Here is a 22216-nt window from a genome sequence, read left to right on the forward strand (position 1 = left end):
TATTGAAGCGATTATTTAAAAAAAAGTTAGAGAATACTGTTAAACATATTATGCAGGAGCTTTTAGCTTTACGCTTTTAGCTTTCTGCTAAATATTATATTTCTCCAGTCGTCTGTAAAGTGCAGCCCTGCTGAGTCCCAGCTCTTTTGCCGCTTCGGTGATGTTGCCGTTACATTTTTTCATGGCTTGTGAAATGATGTTACGTTCCATTTCTTCCAGGTTGTAACCGGTGTCCATGGCCTGATCGGTAGCGTTGTTGTTTTTTACAAACACATCTTTGGGCTGTAATGTTTTGCCTTGTGAAAGGATAACTGCTCTTTCAATTGCATGTTGCAGTTCGCGGATATTGCCGGGCCAGTCGTACCGCTCCAGTTGTGTGATCAGTGATTCATGCATACTGTTTACCGGCCGTTTGTATTTATCGCGGTACAGTTGCATGAAATGTTCTGCCAGGGGAACGATGTCTTCCACGCGCTCGCGCAGGGGTGGCAGGTGTATTTCGATGGTATTGATACGGTAGAGCAGATCCTGTCTGAACAGGTGTTGTGCGGCCATATGCTGTATGTTCCTGTTGGTAGCGCAGATGAGTCTAACGTCGATGGGCACACTTTTATTTGAGCCTACTTTGGTGATGGACCTGTTTTGCAGTACTGTCAGCAGTTTGGCCTGGAAGGGGATGGAGATGTTTCCTATTTCGTCCAGGAAAATGGTGCCGCCGTTAGCTTCTTCAAAGCGGCCGATGCGGTCTTCCCGGGCATCGGTGAAGGCGCCTTTTACATGACCGAATAATTCGCTTTCGAACAGGGTTTCGCTGATGGCGCCCAGGTCTACGCTTACAAAGGGTTTGTTATTCCGGTTGGATTGTGCATGTATTTGCCGGGCCAGCATATCCTTACCGGTACCATTTTCTCCGAGGATCAGGATATTGGCGTCGGTGGCGGCTACGCGTGATACCGTATCAAATACGGTGAGCATACCGGGACTTTTACCAACTACCTGGTTGCCGGGATGATGAACGGCGGCGGGTGGTTTATCCTGCTGGGCGGCTCTTTTGTTGTAGGCTGTTTGGATGGTGGCCAGTAGTTTTTCATTTTCCCAGGGCTTGAGAACAAAGTCTACCGCCCCTGCTTTGATAGACCTTACGGCCATTTCCACATCGCCATAGGCGGTGAAGAGTACCACTGCTGTTTCCGGTTTAATATCGAGGATCCGGTCCAGCCATTCGAAGCCTTCTTTCCCGCTGCTCAGGTCGCGGGTAAAGTTCATATCCAGCAGGATTACATCGTAATCAAAGTTGGATACGAGGTAGGGTATTTTTTGTGGATTCTTTTCAAAATCAACCTGTTCAAAATGTCTTTTCAGTAACAGGCGTGCTGCACGTAAAACGTCTACATCATCATCAACAATTAAAATCTTAGCGGGTTGCATGTTAGTCATATGCGAAAGGTGAATAGTTAACAATATTAAACAAAGATTCTTTCAAACCCACAGCTAAATTCAGGAACTTTTAAAAGTGTCCGATTCTGGACACCGCTTGTCCGGCAAAGGACGTTTTTTTGGCTGGAAATTCAATGAAATCCACGCTGGTAGCCTGTTTTTAGCTTTGGCATATGGATTGACTTTCCAGGGAAGCAAACTTTTCGTAAAATAACATGGACAGAAAAATAGAAAAGAAGTTTTGGAATAAAAAGCGCATCATGATGATAGGTGGTGGCGCGGCGGTGGCCATGCTGCTGTTGTATACACTGATTTTTGCTGATCACCGTGCCACCCTTAATGTGGAAAAGGACAAGATCACTATATCTCCTGTAAAGAAAGGAACCTTTGATGTATATATTGCCGTTACGGCAGTGGTGATGCCGCTGAAAACCATCCGCCTGGATGCTATTGAAGGCGGGTATGTAAGCCGTAAATACCTGGATGGGGGTAGTATGGTAAAGGAAGGAGACTCCATCCTGAGGCTGGATAACCAGCATATGATGATGGATTTTGTGAACCACGAAACTGAGATCTACCGTTTGCGCAATGAATTACAGAATACCCGTTTGAGCATCCGGCAACAGGAGTTTACCATGCAGCAAACGATTTCTGATATAGATGCCAAAATTGAGGCTGCTCAGGACCTGTACGACCGCAATAAGCAGCTGGTAGAAGAAAAGATTGTAGCCCGCCAGGATTTCAATAAGAACAAATTTGAACTGGAAGGACTCCTGCGTCAGAAAGATATACAACTGCAATCGCAGAAATACCAGCAGGATAATGCCAGAATGCAGATCACCCAGCTGGAAGGTACCCTGACCAGAACCCAGCGTAACCTGGAACTGATGAGGGAGAATCTGAACAGCCTTATTGTTCGCGCACCTGTGTCCGGCTTGCTCTCGTCTATCGAGGTAGAAGTAGGATCGAGTATTACTGCCGGCCAGAATATAGGCCAGATCGACGATCTGAATGGGTTTAAGTTGCGTGCCGACATTGATGAACATTATGTTTCCCAGGTATTTGCCGGTTTAAGGGCATCCTTTGAATTTGACGGCAAAGCCTATGATATGGTGGTTACCAAGGTGTATCCTGAAATAAAAAGCGGCCGGTTCCAGGCTGATATGAACTTTGAAAAGAATACGCCGGAAGGTATCCGCCGTGGACAATCCTCTCCTATCCGCCTTGTATTGGGTAAGTCCGCAGAAGCTATCCTTTTACCACTCGGTGGCTTTTTCTCCGACACCGGTGGTAACTGGGTATATGTAGTTGACAAAAGCGGGAAAAAAGCGGTAAAACGCAATATTTCGCTGGGCCGTAAAAATCCGTTATATTTTGAAGTACTGGAAGGCTTACAGCCGGGAGACCAGGTCATTACTTCTTCTTATGAGAACTTCGGTAACAAGGACGTTCTATCTTTTTAGTAATCATCCATTTTTTTATATAAACTAGCAATTAAAACTTCAAACACTTATGATACGCACTGTTAACTTACAGAAGCTGTTTACAACAGAAGAGGTGGAAACCACTGCTCTCAACGGGATTAACATGGAAGTGCAGGATGGCGAATTTGTGGCGATCATGGGGCCTTCCGGTTGCGGCAAATCTACTTTGCTGAACATTTTAGGTTTGCTTGACAACCCCAGTGATGGAGAGTATCACTTCTGGGATAAGGAAGTAGCGCGTATGAGTGAAAGACAAAGGGCGCAGCTTCGTAAAGGCTCCATTGGTTTTGTGTTCCAGAGCTTCAACCTTATTGATGAGCTCACCGTTTTCGAAAACGTGGAATTGCCTTTACTGTACCTGAAAGTGCCTGCTGCCGAAAGAAAAGTGAAGGTAGAAGAAGTGCTGGAGCGTATGAACATTATGCATCGCCGTAATCACTTCCCGCAGCAGCTGTCTGGCGGGCAGCAACAAAGGGTAGCTATTGCCCGTGCTGTGGTGGCCAAGCCCAACCTGATACTGGCGGATGAGCCCACCGGTAACCTGGATTCCACCAATGGAGAAGAAGTGATGAAGCTGTTGCAGGAACTCAACAATGCCGGCACTACCCTGATCATGGTAACACACTCCCCATATGATGCCGGGTTTGCACACCGGATTATCAACTTGTTTGATGGACGGGTGGTAACAGAGAATATCAAGGAGCAGTTCCACGTGTGATTTTTTTTCGCCATTCTAAAACCACATTATGTTCCGGAATTATTTCAAAGTTGCGGTCCGGCATCTGCAGCGTCATAAGTTCATTACCGTTATTAACGCCACAGGGCTGGCAGTGGGCATGGCCTGTTGTATGCTGATTGTGTTATATGTGCGTGATGAATTAAGTTTTGACCGGTTTCATCAACAGGGAAACAATATTTACCGGGTTACCACCACAGAAAACTCCGTTGGAGCCGGACATATCGATTATGGTGCTGCTACCCCGTTCCCCATCGGACCTAACCTGAAAAAGGACATCAGCAGTATAAAGGAAGCAGTCCGGGTATGTATGCCCGGTAACACACTTTATACCGTTGGTGATAAGAAGATCTGGGAAGAAAATACCGCTTTTGCAGATGAAGGTTTTTTCCGGATGTTTAGCTTTCCCTTGCTGGAAGGCAATCCTGCTACAGTTTTCAAAGAACCATATTCCATTGTGCTCACGGAATCAGCTGCCAGGAAATATTTTGGTAATGAATCGCCTGTGGGCAAGCTGATGAAGGTGGGAAATGGCTATAGTTGTACGGTAACAGGTGTGGCAAAGGATATGCCTTCCAATACAGACCTCAGTTTCACCATGATCATGTCCTTTTCCACGATGATCAAAGAAGCGCTGAAAGTGGACAACAAGCTGGAGGAGCAGTGGTTTATGTTTTCGAACAACGTCACTTTTGTGCAATTGCCTGATCATACCGATCCGGCTAAGCTTAACAATGAATTAAAAACATTTGTATCCACACATATAGGTGGTATTTTACGAAGACATAATATTCAGTTTTCACTGGAGTTACAGCCGCTGAAAAATGCGCACCTCCACCCGGCAGGTGATAAAGGGCCTGTTGACAATACTCCGCTCATATGGTTGTATGTAGCCATCGCTGTTTTCCTGATCCTTATTGCCTGTATGAATTTTATGAATCTCACTACCGCACGGGCACATGAACGTGCAAAGGAGGTGGGGTTACGGAAAGTATTAGGCGCTGAAAGAAAAAGCCTGATCCTCCAGTTCCTGACAGAATCGCTGGTGATCAGCGTTATTTCTTTTTTGCTGGCAGTACTGCTGGTGATCGGTACCATGCCGTTGTTTAACGCTATTACAGGCAAAACATTGTCGGTATTTGGCGCTGCCGATGTTGTTTTATATGCCGGTTTATTGTTGCTGGTATTGGTTGTGGGCCTGGTGGCCGGTAGTTATCCTGCGCTCTATTTATCCGGTCTGATACCTGTACGTGTATTGAAAGGGAACTTTATTGCTTCCGGTACCCGTGTACTGGTGCGGAGGGGGCTGGTGGTAGCGCAGTTTGCCGTAGCGGTGGCATTGATCATTGCTACGGTGGTGGTATTTTCCCAATTGCGCTACTGGCAGAATAAAAATCTTGGATTCGATAAAGAACACCTGGTGAATGTGTATTTGTCTGGTGTGGATGGCGATGCAAAAGCCGCCTTGCTGAAATCTTCTTTTTTAGCCTTATCCGGTGTGCAGCAGGCTTCTATGCATAACCTTCAGATGGGTAGCGGTGTTATGAGCAATAACCCTGTTGTGAAGGAAGGAGCCGATGATAAGGAGGGTTTTGTAGCAGGCATTGTTCAGTCGGATTTTGACCTCCTGAAAACAACGGGTATAAAACTGGTTGCCGGACGTGATTTTAACCCGGCGCTGGCCACCGACTCATCTGATGCGTTTATCATTAACCAGGCAGCAGCCAGGCAACTGGGTTTTAAGGATGATGCCGTTGGCAAGCGTATCGAATGGAGACCAGGCTATATGAGGAGGCATGGAACGGTGATAGGTGTGGTAGAAGATTTTAACCTCCGCTCGTTGCAGGTGCCGGTTGATCCGCTTATTTATATGGTAAAACAGGACGGTGCGGGTATTATTACGCTTCGCCTGGGCGCCGGCGATCAAAAAGTGGTATTGAAAAAAGTGGAAGCAGCATGGAATAGTATTATTCCCGATGTGCCGTTTAATTACACCTTTGTAGAAAACGATATACAGGCGCAATATGTTGCAGAACGTATGCTGGGTAAGCTATTCGGCGTTTTTTCCGGTCTGGCGATCTTTATTGCCTGTATGGGTTTACTCGGATTGTCGATGTTAATTTCCCGGCAGCGTACCAAGGAAGTCGGTATCAGAAAAGTACTGGGGGCTTCTGTTGCGAATATATCCTTGTTGTTATCGAAAGACTTTCTCAAACTGGTATTGATTGGTATTTGTATTGCTTCTCCGCTGGCCTGGTATGGCATGGAGCAGTGGCTGAAACATTTTGCCTTCAGGATACATATGGAATGGTGGGTGTTTGCCGTTACAGCGGCGCTGGTGGTCATGATTGCGTTTTGCACAGTAAGTCTTCAAACGGTAAGGTCGGCATTAATGAACCCGGTTAAATCACTTAGATCAGAATAACATGATTAAGAATTATTTCCGCATTGCCTGGAGAAGCCTGGAAAGAAGTCGCTTCTTTGCCGCGCTGAATATTGCCGGGCTGGCCTTTGGCATGGCTGTATGCATGTTTATTTTATGCTGGGTAGCAGATGAATACAGCGTAGATAAATTTCATACAAACGGAAAAAATATGTTCCGGTTACATGTCAATGCCGACTGGGGAGGTTTGCGTACGCTCACCACCACACCGGTTGTGCTTGGGGACGAGGTGAAAAACTCTTTTCCCGAAATAACAGCAGATGTAAAAGTAAGGACATACGAAGCCAATAAACTGTTTAAAACAGGTGGTAAATCGGGTATTGAAAAAAGAATGATGTATGCCACCCCTAATTTTCTGCAGGAGTTCGACTATCCTTTGGTAGCAGGCGATAAGCGCACGGCGCTCACACAGCCCAACTCAATTGTGTTAACAGCTGCGCTGGCTCAAAAATACTATGGCAACAGTAACCCCATTGGCAAAATTATCAGTCTGGATGATGGAAAGAGCCTGCAGGTAACGGCTGTTATCAGTAATGTTCCCGCTAATTCCTCGTTACAGTTTGATTTCATATTACCCTTTGCACTCACCTTACAGGATGATCCCTGGCTGCTGAGACCCGGTAGCTACAGCATATTCAACTATATGGTGATAAGGCCGGGTACAGACATCGCACAACTGACCGCCAAGATCCAGCAAAATTATAAGCGGTTGCACCCCGAGCAGAAGAACGAGTTATGGCTGCAACCTTTCCAGGACATCTATCTGCATGAAAAATATGAAAATGGAAAAGTGGCCGGAGGAAGGATAGAATATGTACGGTTATTTTTTATCACTGCCATCATAGTACTGGCGATTGCCTGTATTAACTTCATGAATCTTTCTACCGCGCAGGCTTCGAGGAGGGCCCGGGAAGTGGGGGTGCGCAAATCTTTGGGTGCTACCCATTCTTCGCTCATCCTGCAGTTTACCGGTGAAGCATTGCTGATGGCAGCTATTGCCGCTATCATTGCAGGAGTGGCGGTTTGGCTGCTGATGCCTGTATTTAACAACTTCACGGGTAAACACATTACTTTCACAATTCCTGTTATCAGTAAATACCTGCTTGGTTTGTTGCTGGTAACCCTGTTAACGGGCTTATTTGCAGGTAGCTATCCTGCATTTGTTTTATCCCGCTTCCTGCCGGTGAAGGTGCTGAAAGGGGATATAAGCAGCGGCGCAGGCACTTCCCTGTTACGGAAAAACCTGGTAGTATTGCAGTTTGTGCTTTCCTTTATTTTTCTTGTTGGCAGTGTAGTGATCTACAGACAGATGAACTATATCTATCATCGTAACCTCGGCCAGGACCGGGAAAATATTATGTATGTGCAGCTGGATAATGGTTTCCCGGATAAGCAAACTGCTATTGAACAATCGCTGGCCCAGTTGCCACAAATAAAGTCTTTTACCTACAGTAATTTTCTGCCGCTGTCTATTGAAGGTGTGAGTGCTGATCTTTCCTGGGAAGGTAAGCCGGAGCAAATGGTAGTGAATACGGCGCCTTTGCAGGTGGGATACGACTATGTGAAAACTATGGGCGTTGCAATGAAGGAGGGCCGTGACTTTTCGCGTGATTTCGCGACTGATTCAGGCGCTTATATTATTAATGAGGCCGCGGTCCGTGTAATGGGTATGACTAACCCGGTGGGTAAACAAATTGGTTTCTGGAAAGGTAAGGGAACTATCATAGGGGTAGTGAAGGATTTTCATTTCACTTCCCTGCGTGAGAATATCAACCCGGTGGTGATGATGCTGGAACCAAAGGATAATAACTATATCATGCTGCGTTTGGCCAGGGGAGATGTAGCAACAGAAGTGGCTGCTGTAGAAAAAGTATTTGCCAGGTTTAACCCGGAATATCCGCTGGAATATCATTTCCTTGATGAAGCTTTTGATAATATGTACCGGTCGGAAACCATGCTGAAAAAACTGGCAGAAGTATTTGCGGTGGTGGCCGTACTGATTTCCTGCCTGGGTTTATTCGGACTGTCGGTATTTACAGCAGAGCAGCGTAAAAAGGAAATAAGTATCCGGAAGATACTGGGCGCATCGGTGATGAATGTAACTACGTTGCTTTCCAGGGATTTTCTCTGGCTGGTGATGATTGGTATTTTGCTGGCAACGCCGGTGAGCTGGTACCTGATGCATAACTGGTTAAACGGGTTTGCTTATCACGTGAACCTGTCGGCCTGGATCTTCCTGTCAGCAGGGGTGCTGGCAATACTGATAGCACTGGCTACTGTAAGTTTTCAGTCGGTGAAGGCAGCATTGGCCAACCCGGTAAAATCTTTAAAATCAGAATAAACATCCAGTATATGTTTTACCGTTATATTATTATAGCCATCAGGAATCTGCGGAGGCAAAGGTTATTCACCTTTGTTAATATAGCCGGACTGGCTATAAGTATGGCGGTATGCCTGCTGGTGCTGATATCTACGCGGAAAAATTTCTCCTATGATAATTTTCATCCGGATGCCGCGCACACCTGGCGTATTACCAGTAAGGTGCAGACGCCGGATGGCAGAAAGTATCATATGGCGAGCACACCAATGCCCATTGGGGAGGCACTGAAAAATAATTACACCGCTATCCGGCAGGAAGTAACGCTATACGGTGCACTATCCGGAGAGGCTAGGATTAATAAGAAGAAAATAAATATAAACGGCGCATTTACCACACCCTCCTTTTTTAATGTTTTTGGCTTCAAACTGGCGGCGGGTAATCCGCTCACCGCATTGACCACGCCTAACAACATTGTGTTGACAGAGGAAGCGGCGAAACGCTTATTTGGCACGAATGATCCGATGGGTAAAGTGATAACGTTTGATCAGAGGGGTAGTTATATCGTGAGTGGTGTATTGCAACCGGCGCCCTCCTTAACACATATCGACTATGAGGCATTTGCAGCCATGTCATCGGTGACGGCATTAGAGCAAAATCATGCTTTACCGGGAAGGCTCCAGAATTGGGATATATTCCAGGACAATTATACTTATGTACAGATGCGTCCGGGCGAGGGCAGGGCGGCGTTAACAGCAGCTTTAAATGATATCGCACACCGGTATGATGATTTGCCCGGGAAAGGGATGCCTCATATTGCTTTTGAGCCACAGGCACTGGGTAGAATAAGCCCTTCGCAGGAATTGTATAATGATATTGGCAATGCACCTCCCTGGGGGAAAATGTTGGCAGAGATGGGAGTGGCTTTGCTGTTGCTGACCTGCGCCGGCTTCAACTATACTAATTTATCCATTGTCCGTTCCCTGCAACGGGCTAAAGAAGTAGGTGTACGCAAAGTGAATGGGGCACAGCGCTGGCAGATTTTCATGCAGTTTATTACAGAGTCGGTGCTGATGTGCATACTGTCGCTGATCCTGGCCGTTATGCTGTTATTGCTGGCTCAATCGACCCATTTCAACGCCTTGCCGGTGCCTGACATTAACTTGTTAAACGGGCACTTATTACTGTTGTTCTTTGTGTTTAGCGTTATTACCGGCATAGTGGCCGGGGCGATTCCAGCCTGGGCGTTATCGTCGTTCCAGCCGGTGAAGGTGCTTAAAAACCTGATAGACATCAAACTATTTGGTGGACTGGGTTTGCGGAAATCGCTCATCGTTATACAGTTTACATTATCACTCACGGCCATTATTTTCCTGGTAACCGTATACAGGCAGTTCAGTTATAAAGCAGTAAAAGACATGGGCTTTTATCGCAAAGACATTCTGAATGTACCGCTGGCAGACGTGGACTTTCAACTTATGAAAGAGCGCATGTTGCAGCTTAACGGCGTAACCGCTGTGGCAGCCAGCTCCGGTACCCTCGGTATGCCCCGGGACGCGAACTTTTGCCAGATGAGAACGGCTGAGGGAAAGGATTACATTGAGTTTGGATATTATGCGGGAGATGCGGACTTCTTAAAAGTTATGCATCTGAAATTATTGGCCGGCAGCAGCTTTCCGGCGGCGGCATCTAAAGAGAAAGAGCAGTATGTAGTTGTTAATGAAAGAGCCGTCAGCGTAATGGGAATTAAAACCCTTGCGGAGGCAATCGGTAAAACACTGTGGCTGTCTGATTCGCTCCCGCTCAATATTGTAGGAGTAGTACAGGACTTTAACTACCAGCCAATAGAAATGAATATACGCCCGATGGCGATCCGTTATCATCCTGCTGAATTCCACCAGCTCCAGTTGTCAATGGCAAAGGGAGATAAAGAGCAGCAGATCGCCGCTGTAAAGAAGATCTGGATAGAGTTGCATCCCGGCGAAATATTTTCTTCGGAATGGATGGATGAACAGCTGCTTGCCCGCAGCGGACAGGAGGTGATTTCCATGCTGGGGTTCCTGGTATTTATTTCTACCATGATTTCAGCACTGGGCCTGATGGGAGTAGTGGCTTATACCTCTTTTACCCGCAGAAAGGAAGTCAGCATCCGTAAAATACTGGGAGCAACCGCCCCGGGTTTGCTGGTGTTGCTTTCCAGGAGTTACGTGAAACTTATTATCATCGCCGGTTGTATTGCATTGCCATTCGGTTATATCGGCAGCGAGTTTTTCCTCCGGATCTTTGCCTACCGGGTAAGCATTGGGGTACTGCCGATATTGGGAAGCTTTATGTTCCTGGTATTTTTAGCACTTGTTACTATTCTTTCACAAACGTGGAGAGCTATTGAAGTGAATCCGGTCGACAACCTGAGAAACGATTAATGATGTTATTATACAACTACATAAAACTGGCATGGCGCAATCTCGGCAAGAGGAAATTGTACAGCTTTATCAATATTGGCGGGCTGGCTGCCGGATTATGTGTTTGTATGCTGATCATGCTGTATGTGGCGCATGAGCTAAGTTATGATCGTTTTCATAAAGATAGTCACCGGATCTTCTCCCTGTTGGAAAAGATTAAAATGGATAAAGACACCATACAGTTTGAGCGGTTTAACTACGCTACCGGGCCTGCTATATTGCGGCAGGATGCGGCTGTAAAGAGTTTTCTGCGAATGGGTAATCTTTCCAATGAGGCTACGGTAATGCAGAATGTTGCTAACCCGGCCATCCGTGATGAAGAAACGGATACCTGGTTTACGGATGCCAATTACTTTAGTTTCTTCTCTTTTCCTTTGGTGGAAGGAAATCCGGCGGAGGTGCTGAAGCAGCCATTTACCGCTGTGATCACTGCTTCCATGGCCAGGAAATATTTTGGTACTACGGCTGCCGTGGGAAAACAACTACGCTACAATGGCCGGTACATTTTTGTGGTATCCGGTATAATGGCGGATGCTCCCTCTAACTCCAGCATTAAGGCCAACTTTTTACTATCTGTTTCCAGTATTGCCGGCATTGAATCACTCAGGTCACTGGTGACTGATGACCGCGGTTTTGGAGGGCCTTTTAAAACTTATATTAAGCTTACGGATGCAGCATATGCTGGCCAGGTGGAACAGCGCACAGGCCGGATAGCCTCGCTGGAAAATGAGCCGGGAAAAGCCCTGCTGATTCCCTTGAACAAGATACACCTGGAAGCAAATTTCAATGCAGGATTTAATTTGCGTTACCTGAAGCTTTTTCCGGTGGTAGCTGTGTTAATTCTGCTGATGGCGCTGATCAACTATATGAGCCTTTCTACGGCCAGAGCAACTGTGCGGGCCCGCGAAATAGGCGTGCGAAAATCACTTGGCGCCGATCACCGGCGTATAGCACAACAGTTTTATGTAGAATCGGCCCTATATGCCTTCCTGGCGTTTTGCCTTGCAATAGTGTTATGTATGGTGCTCCGGCCCTGGTTTTTTAATTTGCTGGAACTGAAGGTGGATGTGAGTTTCCTCTATCATCCCGCAGTTATTGTCATATACGTTGCCCTCCTCCTGGTCACTGTTTTAATTGCAGGAAGCTACCCGGCATTTGTATTGTCGCGCTATAATCCCGTTACAGTATTATCAGGAAAGATGAGTAAAACAGGCGGCACCGGGGTAAGAAAAGTATTAACGGTACTACAGTTTGGTACCGCCGCTGTGCTCATTATCTGCAGTATAGTGCAGATCACCGCACTGCTTTCAAAGGAATTTGTAAAATTAGTCTTTATAGCATTGGTGATAGCTTCACCAATTGCATGGTACCTGATGCAGCGGTGGCTGCAGCAGTTTGCGTATCGCATTGATATGCAACCCTGGATGTTTGTATTGTCGGCCCTTATTGCTATTGCAGCAGCACTGATGGCGATAGGGTTGCAAACGGTGAAGGCGGCCATCAGGAACCCCGTAACAGCATTAAAAATCGAATAACAAGTGAACAGCAAATCAGAGAGCGTATCTACGCACCCTGCTTCCTTTTTTCATTATAAACAAGACCACTATGTTAGTAAGTTATTTAAGGATTGCCTGGAGAAATCTGCGAAAGCAAAAAGTGTTTGCAGCGGTGAACATCATAGGGATGAGTACCGCGCTGTGCGCTGCGCTGTTGTTATCACTCACGGCATACCGGGAATGGACCTACGACAATTTTCATGAAAATGGCGCGCATATTTACGAAGTGTTGGGAAAGGAAAATACCGGAATAAATATAAAAACAGGTTCCAGCATGGCGCAACCGCTGGCCGAAGCAATTCAGAAGGAAGTCCCCGGCGTGAAGCATTTCAGCTTTATGGCGGCCGACAATCTGCCGGTAAGATATGGCGCTAACCACTACTACCTGGGTACCCAAATGGTGAATGCAGATTTTTTGAAGATGTTCACCTTCCCCCTGTTAAAGGGAAATAAAAACAATGCCCTGCAGGAGCTGAACCAGGTGGTGCTCACCCAAAAGGCAGCAACCACCCTGTTTGGAAACAGCGAGGCGGTAGGTAAAACAATTGAATTGAACCTGGGTGGTAAATGGCGCCCGCTTATTGTGAGCGCAGTAGCCGTCGATATCCCCGACAACTCAGACATTAATTTTGAAATGCTGGTTCGCCTGGAAAATGAACCGGAATATGCCGTTACAAAAAACGAGTGGAACGCCTCTAATTTTCCCTTGTTTATCCAACTGGATCCGGGCGTAACTGCTGCTTCTTTCGAAAAAAATATTATACCGTTGCTGCATAAGTACTACAACGGAAAAATTGAAGACCTCCGGAAAAACGCCGGGGCAACAGCGAAAAACAGCGAGGTGTTCTGGCTGGAAGCCCTTCCCCTGAGAGATTTTCACCTGGATGAAAACAGTCATTTCTATAGCGGGTTGAACAAATTTTATCCCTGGCTGATGATCATCCTGTCGGTATTAATTGTAGGCATAGCCTGTATAAACTTTATTAATCTTTCTATTGCCCGGTCATTTGGCCGCAGCGGGGAAATAGGTCTCAGGAAGTCGCTGGGTGCGCAGGACAGACAGTTGTTGTTCCAGTTTTGGATGGAAGCTTTCCTGTTATGCTGCTTTGCGCTGGTATTGAGTTTACTGTTGATGATATCGTTGTTGCCCTATTATAACCAGGTATTTGGACATAGCATTGCACTCCACGTTTTCCGTAATATCAACGTAGTCGCCGGCGTGGTACTTGGTTTTTTTGTCATTACCCTGCTGGCAGGCGGTTACCCTGCCTGGAAGGTTGCCCGGCTTAATATCCTGGAAGTGTTGAAGGGCAAGCTGGGGCTGGGCAAAAGCTCAGGTGTGCGCAATGGACTCATCATATTGCAGTTTGTGGCCGCTGTGGTGCTGATCAGTTGCACAGCTGTCATCTGGCAGCAGTTGAAATTCATACAGGCGGCCCCGTTAGGATACAATACCTCACAGGTGATCAGTATTCCGCTTGATAATGCCCCGCCGTCTGTCATTGCAGCGATGAGAAACAGGCTGGCTGAGTTTCAGGAAGTAAAAAGTGTGACGGGGAGTATGCTTAACCTGGGGCTGGGAAAAGATGGTTCGTCCGGTAACTGGACCAGGGGTTTTAGTTACAAGGACAGGCATATCACTACCCAATGCCTGGTGGTAGATTACAATTATGCCACCACGCTGGACCTGAAAATATTGGCGGGCCGCGACTTTTCAAAAGATTACGGTACGGACAGTACAGGGGTGGTGATCAACGAAAAAATGGCAAAACAATTAGGAGTGGCAGATCCTGTAGGTATGGAGTTTAAAATGGGTGACGATCAACCGGTGCATGTAATAGGAGTGGTGAAAGATTATCATTATGAATCTCTGCGGAAGAAGATAGATCCGCTGGTGATGGTCATAAATGAACCGTCGGCCTTGTATTACGTGTTTGTAAAGGTAGAAACCCCCAACCCGGTGGCAGCTATGGAGCGTATTGAAAAAGTATGGAAGAACCTGAACCCGTTGGCAGAAAACGATGCCTCTTTTCTCGATGAAAATACCCAGCGGCTATACCAACAGGAACAGCGGTTTTCAAAAATATTTGTCAGCGGAGCGGTGCTCGCCGTGATTATTTCGGCGATGGGATTGTTTGCCATAGCTGTGCTGGTAATGGCGCAGCGGAGAAAAGAAATAGGTATCCGTAAAGTATTGGGGGCTTCCATCAGCGGTATTGTATTGCTGTTATCGAAAGATTTCCTCCGGCTGGTGCTGGTGGCAGTGGTGATAGCGGCGCCTGCCGCCTGGTATTTTATGTACCGCTGGCTGCAAAACTTCGAATATCATGTGGCAATACATTGGTGGGTATTTGTGATAGCGGGCCTGCTGGCTGTTGTTATCGCTTTTTTAACCGTGAGTATGCAGTCGGTGAAAGCCGCGCTGGCCAACCCGGTAAATAGTTTGAAAAGAGATTAGTCCTTTTAAATACCTGTTACATGTGGCGTAATTATTTAAAAACAGCAGTAAGAAATCTGCTTAAGCGCAAATTATATACAGTGATCAATATCACCGGGCTGGCCGCTGGTATTACCTGTTTTATTTTGCTGGCGCTTTACCTGCAAAATGAATGGACGTATGACCAGTTTCATACCAATGCGGCAAAGCTGTATCGTATCCGCATGGACTATGGCGAAAAAGACCAGCCGGTAACACATACCGCGCTCAATTTTAATGGCTTAGGCCCTGTAGTAAAGGACTATCCTGAAGTAAAGCTGATGTCGAGGGTGTATCCTTATGCTTCTACTGTAAAGTATGGTGATAAGGCCGTGAATGAAAAACGCTTTATTTATGCCGATCCGGCTTTTTTCCGGATGTTTTCATTTCCGTTGTTATCCGGCAATGCTGCCACCGTATTGAATGGTCCGGATATGATTGTGTTGTCGGCATCCATGGCCAACAAATATTTTGGTACTACCGATGTGGTAGGAAAAACATTGAAAATAAATGACAGGAAAAATTACCAGGTAACCGGAGTAGCAGCAGATGCGCCTGCCAATACCCATCTGAAATTTGATTTTGTAGCCAGTTATTCATCACTGGGAGAAAAAGATAACTGGAATTCGCCAAACTACTACACTTATGTTCAACTTGCCGACAATGCTACCGCAGCGGGTTTACATAAGAACCTGAAAGCCTTCATCGGGGAAATGATGAAAGGGGCAAACAGGAGCGGGGCAACGTTCGACCTGGTGCCGGAACCGGTAACCGGCATCCATTTGTATTCTGTTGCAGGTAACTCTACTGAGGCCGGCGGCGATATCCGGTATAACTATATTCTCAGCATTATTGCGGTGTTGCTATTGCTGGTAGCGGGTATCAATTTTATGAACCTGGCTACAGCCCGTTCTGCCGACAGAAGCCGGGAAATTGGTGTGCGTAAGGCACTGGGCGCCTTACGGGGACAGCTTTTCTGGCAGTTTATGGCAGAATCGACTATTATCACTTTCTGTGCAATAATAATAGGCCTGTTGCTGGCAGCGATATTGTTGCCATTTTTCAACAATATGGCAGATACCACGATCAGCCTGGGCTTTACCAACGGATACCGCATATACGCTTTGCTGGTGGTTGTTTTTTTGGGTACTACTTTTTTTGCAGGCACCTATCCTGCATTATTCCTTTCCGGGTTCCGGCCGGTACAGGTACTGAAAGGAAGAATGACCTATGGTAAGGGTGGCAATATCCGCAAAACACTGGTGGTATTTCAGTTTGCCACGGCGGTATTCTTTATTATTTGTACACTGGTGGTAGGCCGTCAGCTGCAATACATACAAACAAAAAAGCTGGGAATGGACCGCTCCCAGGTTTTGGTGTTGTACGGTGATCATATGAATTCGAAAATGCTGGAGCAGTTTAAAAGCAGGCTACTGCAACAAACGGGCATACAGCAGGTAAGCGCATCCTACGATTCACCCGTGGCAGTAGGCGGTGGCTATACTATTGACAATTTACAGGGTAAGCCGGCGGATTATCACCTGGACATTACCGCTATCCCGGTGGAAAAAGATTACCTGCGCACGATGGGTATCCGGTTGATTGCCGGATCTGATTTCACAAATGCAGATATACAGGATGTGTTAAAGGCAGACAGCGCGCGGGTGTATCATTTCTTCCTGAACGAAACTGCGGTGCGTTCCCTCGGATGGGAGCCGGAAGCAGCTATAGGAAAAAAGATGGTGATGAATGGCCGTGCAGGTCTTATCCAGGGTGTGATGGAGGATTTCCATTTTGCCTCTATGAGAAATAAGATCCAACCGATCGTTGTTTTTCCGGAGTATGATTATTTCGGAGAAATACTGGTGAAAACAGCCGGAGGCAAAGAACAGCTGGCAATTGCCGGTATAGAAAATGTTTGGAAGGAATATTTGCCGGGAACACCGTTCGAATATCATTTCATGGATGAAGATTTTAACGGGATATACAAAGCAGAGTTCCGTACCAGCACCATACTCACCACTTTTTCCGTAGTGGTAATATTGGTATCCTGCCTGGGTTTGCTGGGGCTGGCAGCCTTTACGGCAGAACAGCGTACCCGCGAAGTAGGCATCCGCAAAATAATGGGCGCCTCCGCGACCAATGTGGTGGCGTTGTTGTCAAAGGATTTTATAAAGCTCGTTGTCATTGCACTTTGTATTGCTTCTCCTGTTGCCTGGTACGCCATGCATCACTGGCTGGAAACCTTTGCTTACCATACCAGTTTGAATGTATGGTTGTTCCTGCTGGCAGGAGGGATGGCTGTACTGATTGCGCTAATGACTGTTAGCCTGCAATCAGTGAAAGCTGCATTAATGAATCCTGCAAAAAGTCTCCGGTCTGAATAAACGCAGGCAATTACTTTTAATTATATTGCTATGCCGATATGCAGCAACATCCATATTTATCAAAAAACAAATTAACCGATCATGATACAATTGCAGAAAATTTCCAGGCATTACCCGGTAGGATTCGGAAAAAACTATATCCTGAAAGATATTGACCTCACTATTAATGAAGGCGAGTTTGTATCTATCATGGGCCCTTCCGGTTCAGGGAAATCTACCTTGCTGCATATTATGGGACTGTTGGAAGAACCATCCGAAGGTCAGTACCTGTTTGAAGGAGAGCGGGTGGACAAAATGAACGAAAAGAAACGTACCCAGCTGCATCGTGGCTCCATTGGGTTCGTGTTCCAGGCATACCATCTTATAGATGAACTGACCGTTTACGAGAATATCGAAACCCCACTGCTGTATAAAAATATACCTGCTTCCGAAAGGAAAAGCCGCGTGGCTGATGTGCTGGACCGTTTTAACATGGTAGCCAAGAAAGACCTGTTTCCTAACCAGCTATCCGGCGGTCAGCAACAGCTGGTGGGTATTGCCCGTGCCATCGTGGCCGAACCCCGGGTGATCCTGGCCGACGAACCCACCGGTAACCTGCATTCCGACCAGGCAAAGGTTATCATGCAGCTATTCAAACACCTGAATGAGCAGGATAAGATTACCATTATACAGGTAACCCATTCTGACGTGAATGCCACCTATGGCAACCGCGTTATCCAGATCCGTGATGGCCAAATACAACCATAAGGCGGGACGCTTTTAAGAAATTTGTAAAAAAAAGATTATGTTGTACACTCAATTAGTGAGGTATACTGCCATACCTACTAAATTTTTGCCTTCTATCAAGAAGGGTGGAAAAGTATCATCACAATTATTATATTTTTGGTATGTTATGAGAATATCCCGAATAGCAGGAGTAATCCTGGTTTTATTGTTTGCTAACATATCATCCGCTGTAGCACAGGATACGTGGAGCTTGCAACGTTGTGTGGACTATGCTTTGCAAAATAACCTGACGGTTAAACAACAGGAAATACAAAGACGACTGGCCGAGTTAACCTTGAAGCAAAGTCGCCTGAGTATGATCCCCGGTGCCAGTATTGATTTCGGCGGAGGATACAGACAAGGACGTAACCCCAGCCCGCAAACGAATACTTATATTACCCAGTCGTTTTTTTCCGCAGATGGCGGATTGAGCGTAGGGGGTGATATTTTCAACTGGTTCTATAAGCAACATACGATCGCTGCCAATAAATATGACCTGCAGTCCAATAGCTTCCTGTTGCAGAAAGCCCGTAATGACCTCGCTTTTAATGTGGCAACCGCTTTTTTACAGATCCTGTTAAATAATGAACAGGAGAAAGTTAACGAAGTACAGGTGCAACAAACGATGTCGAACCTGGAGAATACAAAGAAACTGGTGATCGCCGGTTCTGTTCCGGAAAGTAACCAGGCCGACCTGGAAGCACAGCTGGCACAGGATAGTACCAACCTGGTAACTGCAAAAAATAATGTAATACTTTCTATCCTGCAGTTGAAAGCATACCTGAACCTGGGCTTCGAAATCCCTTTTCAGCCGGAAATACCAGCTAATATTGAAACGCTGCCCTTACAGCCTTTAAATGAAATGGCGCCGGAAATGGTATACAGCGCTGCTATGAGCACCTATCCGCTGGTGAAATCAGACCAGTTGAAGATACAGTCGGCACAAAGCAATTTTAAAGCAGCCCGTTCACAGATGTTCCCCAAGTTGTCGTTTTCGGCCAGCCTGGGATCATCTTACTCCAATAATATAGAAAAGTTTAACCAGGGTAACCTGGTGTTAAGAAAAGATACCATCGGCGTGGTAAGTAATACCAACGTACCGGTAACCACCTTCACACCAACCTTCCCTAACCAGTATTACTCAAAAATGCCATTCTCCGATCAGCTGGACCAGAACTTCCAGCAATCGGTTCGCGCCACGCTGAGTATTCCTATTTTTAACGGATGGCAGGCACATGCCGGTATGGCCAAAGCCAAACTGAATGTCCAAAACCTCGAGTTGACCCGCGACCTGGATAACCAGAAACTGAAACAGGATATTTATACCGCACATGCCAATGCAATTGCGGCCCTGCAAAAGTTTAATGCATCCACCAAAGGAGTGATGGCGGCACAGAAAGCGTACGATTTTGCCACCAAACGCTTTAACCTGGGATTAATGAATACCATTGATTATATCACTACCCAAAGTAAATTGTTCACCGCGCAAATACAAAAGGTGTCCGCGCAATACGATTATATATTTAAAATGAAATTGCTGGAATTCTACAGAGATCAAAAAATATCGCTGTAGCGATGCCGGGAAATTAAATTGCTTTATGAAGAAAAAGACACTTTATTGGCTCATAGGCATACTTTGTTCACTCGTTATTTTGCTCCTGGTACTGAAAGCGTCCGGGGTTATTGGTAAGGAAGAAGGGATTAAAGTTGCTGTAGACAAAGCTTCTAACAGAAATATTATAGAAGTGGTAACCGCCAGCGGTAAAATTTATCCTGAAATAGAAGTAAAGGTAAGTTCCGACGTATCCGGTGAAATCACCGATCTGCTTGTGCTCGAAGGCGATTCCGTTAAAAAGGGACAGGTACTGGCACGCATATACGCAGATATTTATGGCTCTATGGTAGACAAAGCCGCAGCCTCTGTAAGCCAGCAACAGGCACAGCTGGCCAATTCTACCGCTGCCCTGAGTTCCTTTAAAGCCCGGTTAGCCCAGAACAAGGCCGCTTACGACCGTAACAAAGAGCTGCTCGGCCAGAAAGTGATCTCTAAATCTGAATTTGAAACCGCAGAAGCTACCTATCTCGCCTCCCTGGCAGATTATAACGCGGCTGTTCAACAAATAAACGGGAATAAATTTGCCATCCAGAGCGCAAGAGCCGATCTGAATGAAGCCCACAAGAACCTGGGCCGTACTACCATTGCCGCCCCCATGAGCGGCATCATCTCCCTGTTGTCTGTAAAGAAAGGCGAACGCGTGGTAGGTACCGCACAAATGACCGGTACGGAAATGCTGCGTATAGCCGATATGAATACCATGGAAGTACAGGTGGATGTGGGAGAAAATGATGTGCCCAAGGTAAAATACGGCGATACCGCTATCATTGAAGTGGACGCCTATAACAATCGCCAGTTCAAAGGTATTGTTACCCAGATTGCCAGTTCCAGTAAAGGAGCCGCTACAGCTACGGTAAGTACCGCCTCTTCTGCCGAACAGGTAACCAGTTATATAGTACACATCCGTATCCTGCCGGAAAGCTACCAGGACCTGATCGACAAAGCCGGTAAAAGAACATTTCCTTTCCGCCCCGGTATGAGCGCCAGCGTAGATATTCAAACCAGGCATGTAAACGACGTACTCACTATTCCTATTAACGCGGTAACCACCCGTGATGCCGATTCAACAAAGAACCACGGTGGTAAAGATAAAAAGCCGCAACAGGATGATACCACGCCAGGTTCTTCTGCCAGTACAAAACCTACCCTCAACGAAGTAGTATTTGTGTTACAGAAAGATGGTACCGTAAAAATGGTGTCCGTAAAAACAGGCGTACAGGACGATGCCTGGATCCAGATCACCTCCGGATTGAGCCCGGGAGAACAGGTGATCAGCGCACCATATACCGCCATTTCCAGGTTGCTGGAAAATGGTAAAAAGGTAAAAGTGGTACCGAAAACAGATTTATTCGAAGGACAAGCGAAATAAAGCATAAAGGCTAAAGCAAAAAGCTATTGAGGCGAATGATCAGCACAAAGGGTGTAATTCCCGCTGAGATCATTCGCCTCAATAGCTTTTTGCTTTAGCCCTTATGCTTTAAGCTTTTCCTTATATTGCGTAAAAATTGCATTGTGAGCAAGAGCATTGGTATAATTGGCAGTGGCAGCTGGGCCACTGCGCTGGCAAAAATTCTGACAGACAACGGGCACGCTATACATTGGTGGATCAGGAATGAAGATACCATCCGTCATATGCAGCTGCGTCATCATAATAAACATTATCTCACCTCCGTATATTTTGATACCAGCCTCTTATCGCTTAGCAGCGATGTAAAGGCAGTAGTAGCCGCCTGTGATGAGCTGGTGCTGGCAGTGCCTTCCGCTTTCCTGGAAGATGTTTTAAGCCAGCTTTCGCCTGATGCTTTACGCAATAAGAAAGTTATTTCGGCTATCAAAGGCCTGGTACCCAGTAATAATGAGTTGATAGGAAAGTACCTGCATGCTCAATTCGCTTTGCCGGCCAGCCAGTATTTTACTATTACAGGCCCTTGCCATGCGGAGGAAGTAGCCAACGAAAAATTGTCTTACCTCACTTTCTCCGGCACCCACCTGGCTGATGCGCAGGCCATCGCCGATAAGTTTACCGGTAGCTATCTTCAAACCATTGTAAATACAGACGTGATAGGCGTGCAGCTGGCGGCGGTGCTAAAAAATATTTATGCGCTGGGAGCCGGTATTGCACACGGACAGGAATATGGAGATAACTTCCTTAGCGTATTTATAACCAACTGTTTCCGGGAAATGCAACATTTCCTCGAGAAATATGAAGAACAAAAAGCATTGGTAGCGGGCATGGAGCCTATGGTACATAATTACAGCGCCAGCGCTTACCTGGGCGATCTGTTGGTGACCTGCTACTCCCTGCATAGCCGTAACCGCACGTTTGGTAATATGATCGGGAAGGGATACAGTGTGAAGGCCGCTCAGCTGGAGCTGAATATGATTGCAGAAGGCTATTATGCCAGCAAATGCATGCATGAAATGAACAGGAGTATCGGGGCTTATATGCCGGTAGCGCAGGCGGTATATGCTATTTTATGGCAACAGGTGCATCCGTCAGAAGCTTTCCTGTCGCTGGAGAAAGGCTTTATCTAGCAA

At 46.3% G+C, this 22216-nt stretch carries 13 protein-coding genes; 12 read left to right on the plus strand and 1 reads right to left on the minus strand.

What is annotated here, in order from left to right:
* Nucleotides 1-87: 87 nt before the first annotated feature.
* Nucleotides 88-1437: a sigma-54-dependent transcriptional regulator gene (locus tag KE626_RS13975; RefSeq protein ID WP_211973535.1), complete on the minus strand. Its 1350-nt coding sequence runs from the start codon at nt 1435-1437 to the stop codon at nt 88-90.
* 215 nt (nt 1438-1652) lie between these two features.
* Between KE626_RS13975 and KE626_RS13980 the strand changes: the two genes are divergently transcribed.
* The 12 genes from KE626_RS13980 (at nt 1653) to KE626_RS14035 (ending at nt 22213) form a co-directional block, all read left to right on the plus strand.
* Entirely contained in the window at nt 1653-2900 is a 1248-nt protein-coding gene (locus KE626_RS13980; protein WP_211973536.1) for an efflux RND transporter periplasmic adaptor subunit, read from the plus strand.
* Between the two features lie 49 nt (nt 2901-2949).
* Nucleotides 2950-3639, plus strand: coding sequence for an ABC transporter ATP-binding protein (locus KE626_RS13985; RefSeq protein WP_209856524.1), 690 nt, complete (start codon nt 2950-2952; stop codon nt 3637-3639).
* Between the two features lie 28 nt (nt 3640-3667).
* Nucleotides 3668-6082 carry an ABC transporter permease gene (locus KE626_RS13990; protein WP_211973537.1) on the plus strand — a complete coding sequence of 805 codons (2415 nt, stop codon included), beginning with the start codon at nt 3668-3670 and terminating at the stop codon, nt 6080-6082.
* 1 nt (nt 6083) lies between these two features.
* Nucleotides 6084-8441: an ABC transporter permease gene (locus KE626_RS13995; protein WP_211973538.1), complete on the plus strand. Its 2358-nt coding sequence runs from the start codon at nt 6084-6086 to the stop codon at nt 8439-8441.
* A gap of 11 nt (nt 8442-8452) precedes the next feature.
* Entirely contained in the window at nt 8453-10840 is a 2388-nt protein-coding gene (locus KE626_RS14000; RefSeq protein ID WP_211973539.1) for an ABC transporter permease, read from the plus strand.
* Nucleotides 10840-12414 (plus strand): ABC transporter permease, encoded by a 1575-nt coding sequence (locus KE626_RS14005; RefSeq protein ID WP_211973540.1) that lies wholly within the window; start codon nt 10840-10842, stop codon nt 12412-12414. Before KE626_RS14000 ends, KE626_RS14005 begins: the two co-directional genes overlap by 1 nt.
* A gap of 70 nt (nt 12415-12484) precedes the next feature.
* A complete protein-coding gene (locus KE626_RS14010) occupies nt 12485-14893 on the plus strand; it encodes an ABC transporter permease (protein WP_211973541.1) in 2409 nt (802 codons plus the stop codon).
* A 20-nt stretch (nt 14894-14913) separates the two neighbouring features.
* A complete protein-coding gene (locus KE626_RS14015; RefSeq protein WP_211973542.1) occupies nt 14914-17298 on the plus strand; it encodes an ABC transporter permease in 2385 nt (794 codons plus the stop codon).
* A gap of 81 nt (nt 17299-17379) precedes the next feature.
* Nucleotides 17380-18045 (plus strand): ABC transporter ATP-binding protein, encoded by a 666-nt coding sequence (locus tag KE626_RS14020; protein WP_211973543.1) that lies wholly within the window; start codon nt 17380-17382, stop codon nt 18043-18045.
* Nucleotides 18046-18190: 145 nt separating this feature from the next.
* Complete coding sequence (locus KE626_RS14025; protein ID WP_211973544.1) at nt 18191-19636, plus strand: TolC family protein; 1446 nt, start codon at nt 18191-18193, stop codon at nt 19634-19636.
* Between the two features lie 25 nt (nt 19637-19661).
* Nucleotides 19662-21047: an efflux RND transporter periplasmic adaptor subunit gene (locus KE626_RS14030; protein ID WP_211973545.1), complete on the plus strand. Its 1386-nt coding sequence runs from the start codon at nt 19662-19664 to the stop codon at nt 21045-21047.
* Nucleotides 21048-21190: 143 nt separating this feature from the next.
* The gene (locus KE626_RS14035; RefSeq protein ID WP_211973546.1) at nt 21191-22213 is read left to right on the plus strand and encodes an NAD(P)H-dependent glycerol-3-phosphate dehydrogenase; all 1023 of its coding nucleotides are present in this window, start codon (nt 21191-21193) and stop codon (nt 22211-22213) included.
* Nucleotides 22214-22216 lie beyond the last annotated feature (3 nt).

It is taken from the genome of Chitinophaga hostae, from assembly GCF_018224885.1.
GTDB lineage: Bacteria > Bacteroidota > Bacteroidia > Chitinophagales > Chitinophagaceae > Chitinophaga > Chitinophaga hostae.

Excerpts from the sequence above, each read along its gene's own strand:
- KE626_RS13975 (WP_211973535.1), bottom strand. The coding sequence starts at position 1,437 with ATGACTAACATGCAACCCGCTAAGATTTTAATTGTTGATGATGATGTA.
- KE626_RS13980 (WP_211973536.1), top strand. The coding sequence starts at position 1,653 with ATGGACAGAAAAATAGAAAAGAAGTTTTGGAATAAAAAGCGCATCATG.
- KE626_RS13985 (WP_209856524.1), top strand. The coding sequence starts at position 2,950 with ATGATACGCACTGTTAACTTACAGAAGCTGTTTACAACAGAAGAGGTG.
- KE626_RS13990 (WP_211973537.1), top strand. The coding sequence starts at position 3,668 with ATGTTCCGGAATTATTTCAAAGTTGCGGTCCGGCATCTGCAGCGTCAT.
- KE626_RS13995 (WP_211973538.1), top strand. The coding sequence starts at position 6,084 with ATGATTAAGAATTATTTCCGCATTGCCTGGAGAAGCCTGGAAAGAAGT.
- KE626_RS14000 (WP_211973539.1), top strand. The coding sequence starts at position 8,453 with ATGTTTTACCGTTATATTATTATAGCCATCAGGAATCTGCGGAGGCAA.
- KE626_RS14005 (WP_211973540.1), top strand. The coding sequence starts at position 10,840 with ATGATGTTATTATACAACTACATAAAACTGGCATGGCGCAATCTCGGC.
- KE626_RS14010 (WP_211973541.1), top strand. The coding sequence starts at position 12,485 with ATGTTAGTAAGTTATTTAAGGATTGCCTGGAGAAATCTGCGAAAGCAA.
- KE626_RS14015 (WP_211973542.1), top strand. The coding sequence starts at position 14,914 with ATGTGGCGTAATTATTTAAAAACAGCAGTAAGAAATCTGCTTAAGCGC.
- KE626_RS14020 (WP_211973543.1), top strand. The coding sequence starts at position 17,380 with ATGATACAATTGCAGAAAATTTCCAGGCATTACCCGGTAGGATTCGGA.
- KE626_RS14025 (WP_211973544.1), top strand. The coding sequence starts at position 18,191 with ATGAGAATATCCCGAATAGCAGGAGTAATCCTGGTTTTATTGTTTGCT.
- KE626_RS14030 (WP_211973545.1), top strand. The coding sequence starts at position 19,662 with ATGAAGAAAAAGACACTTTATTGGCTCATAGGCATACTTTGTTCACTC.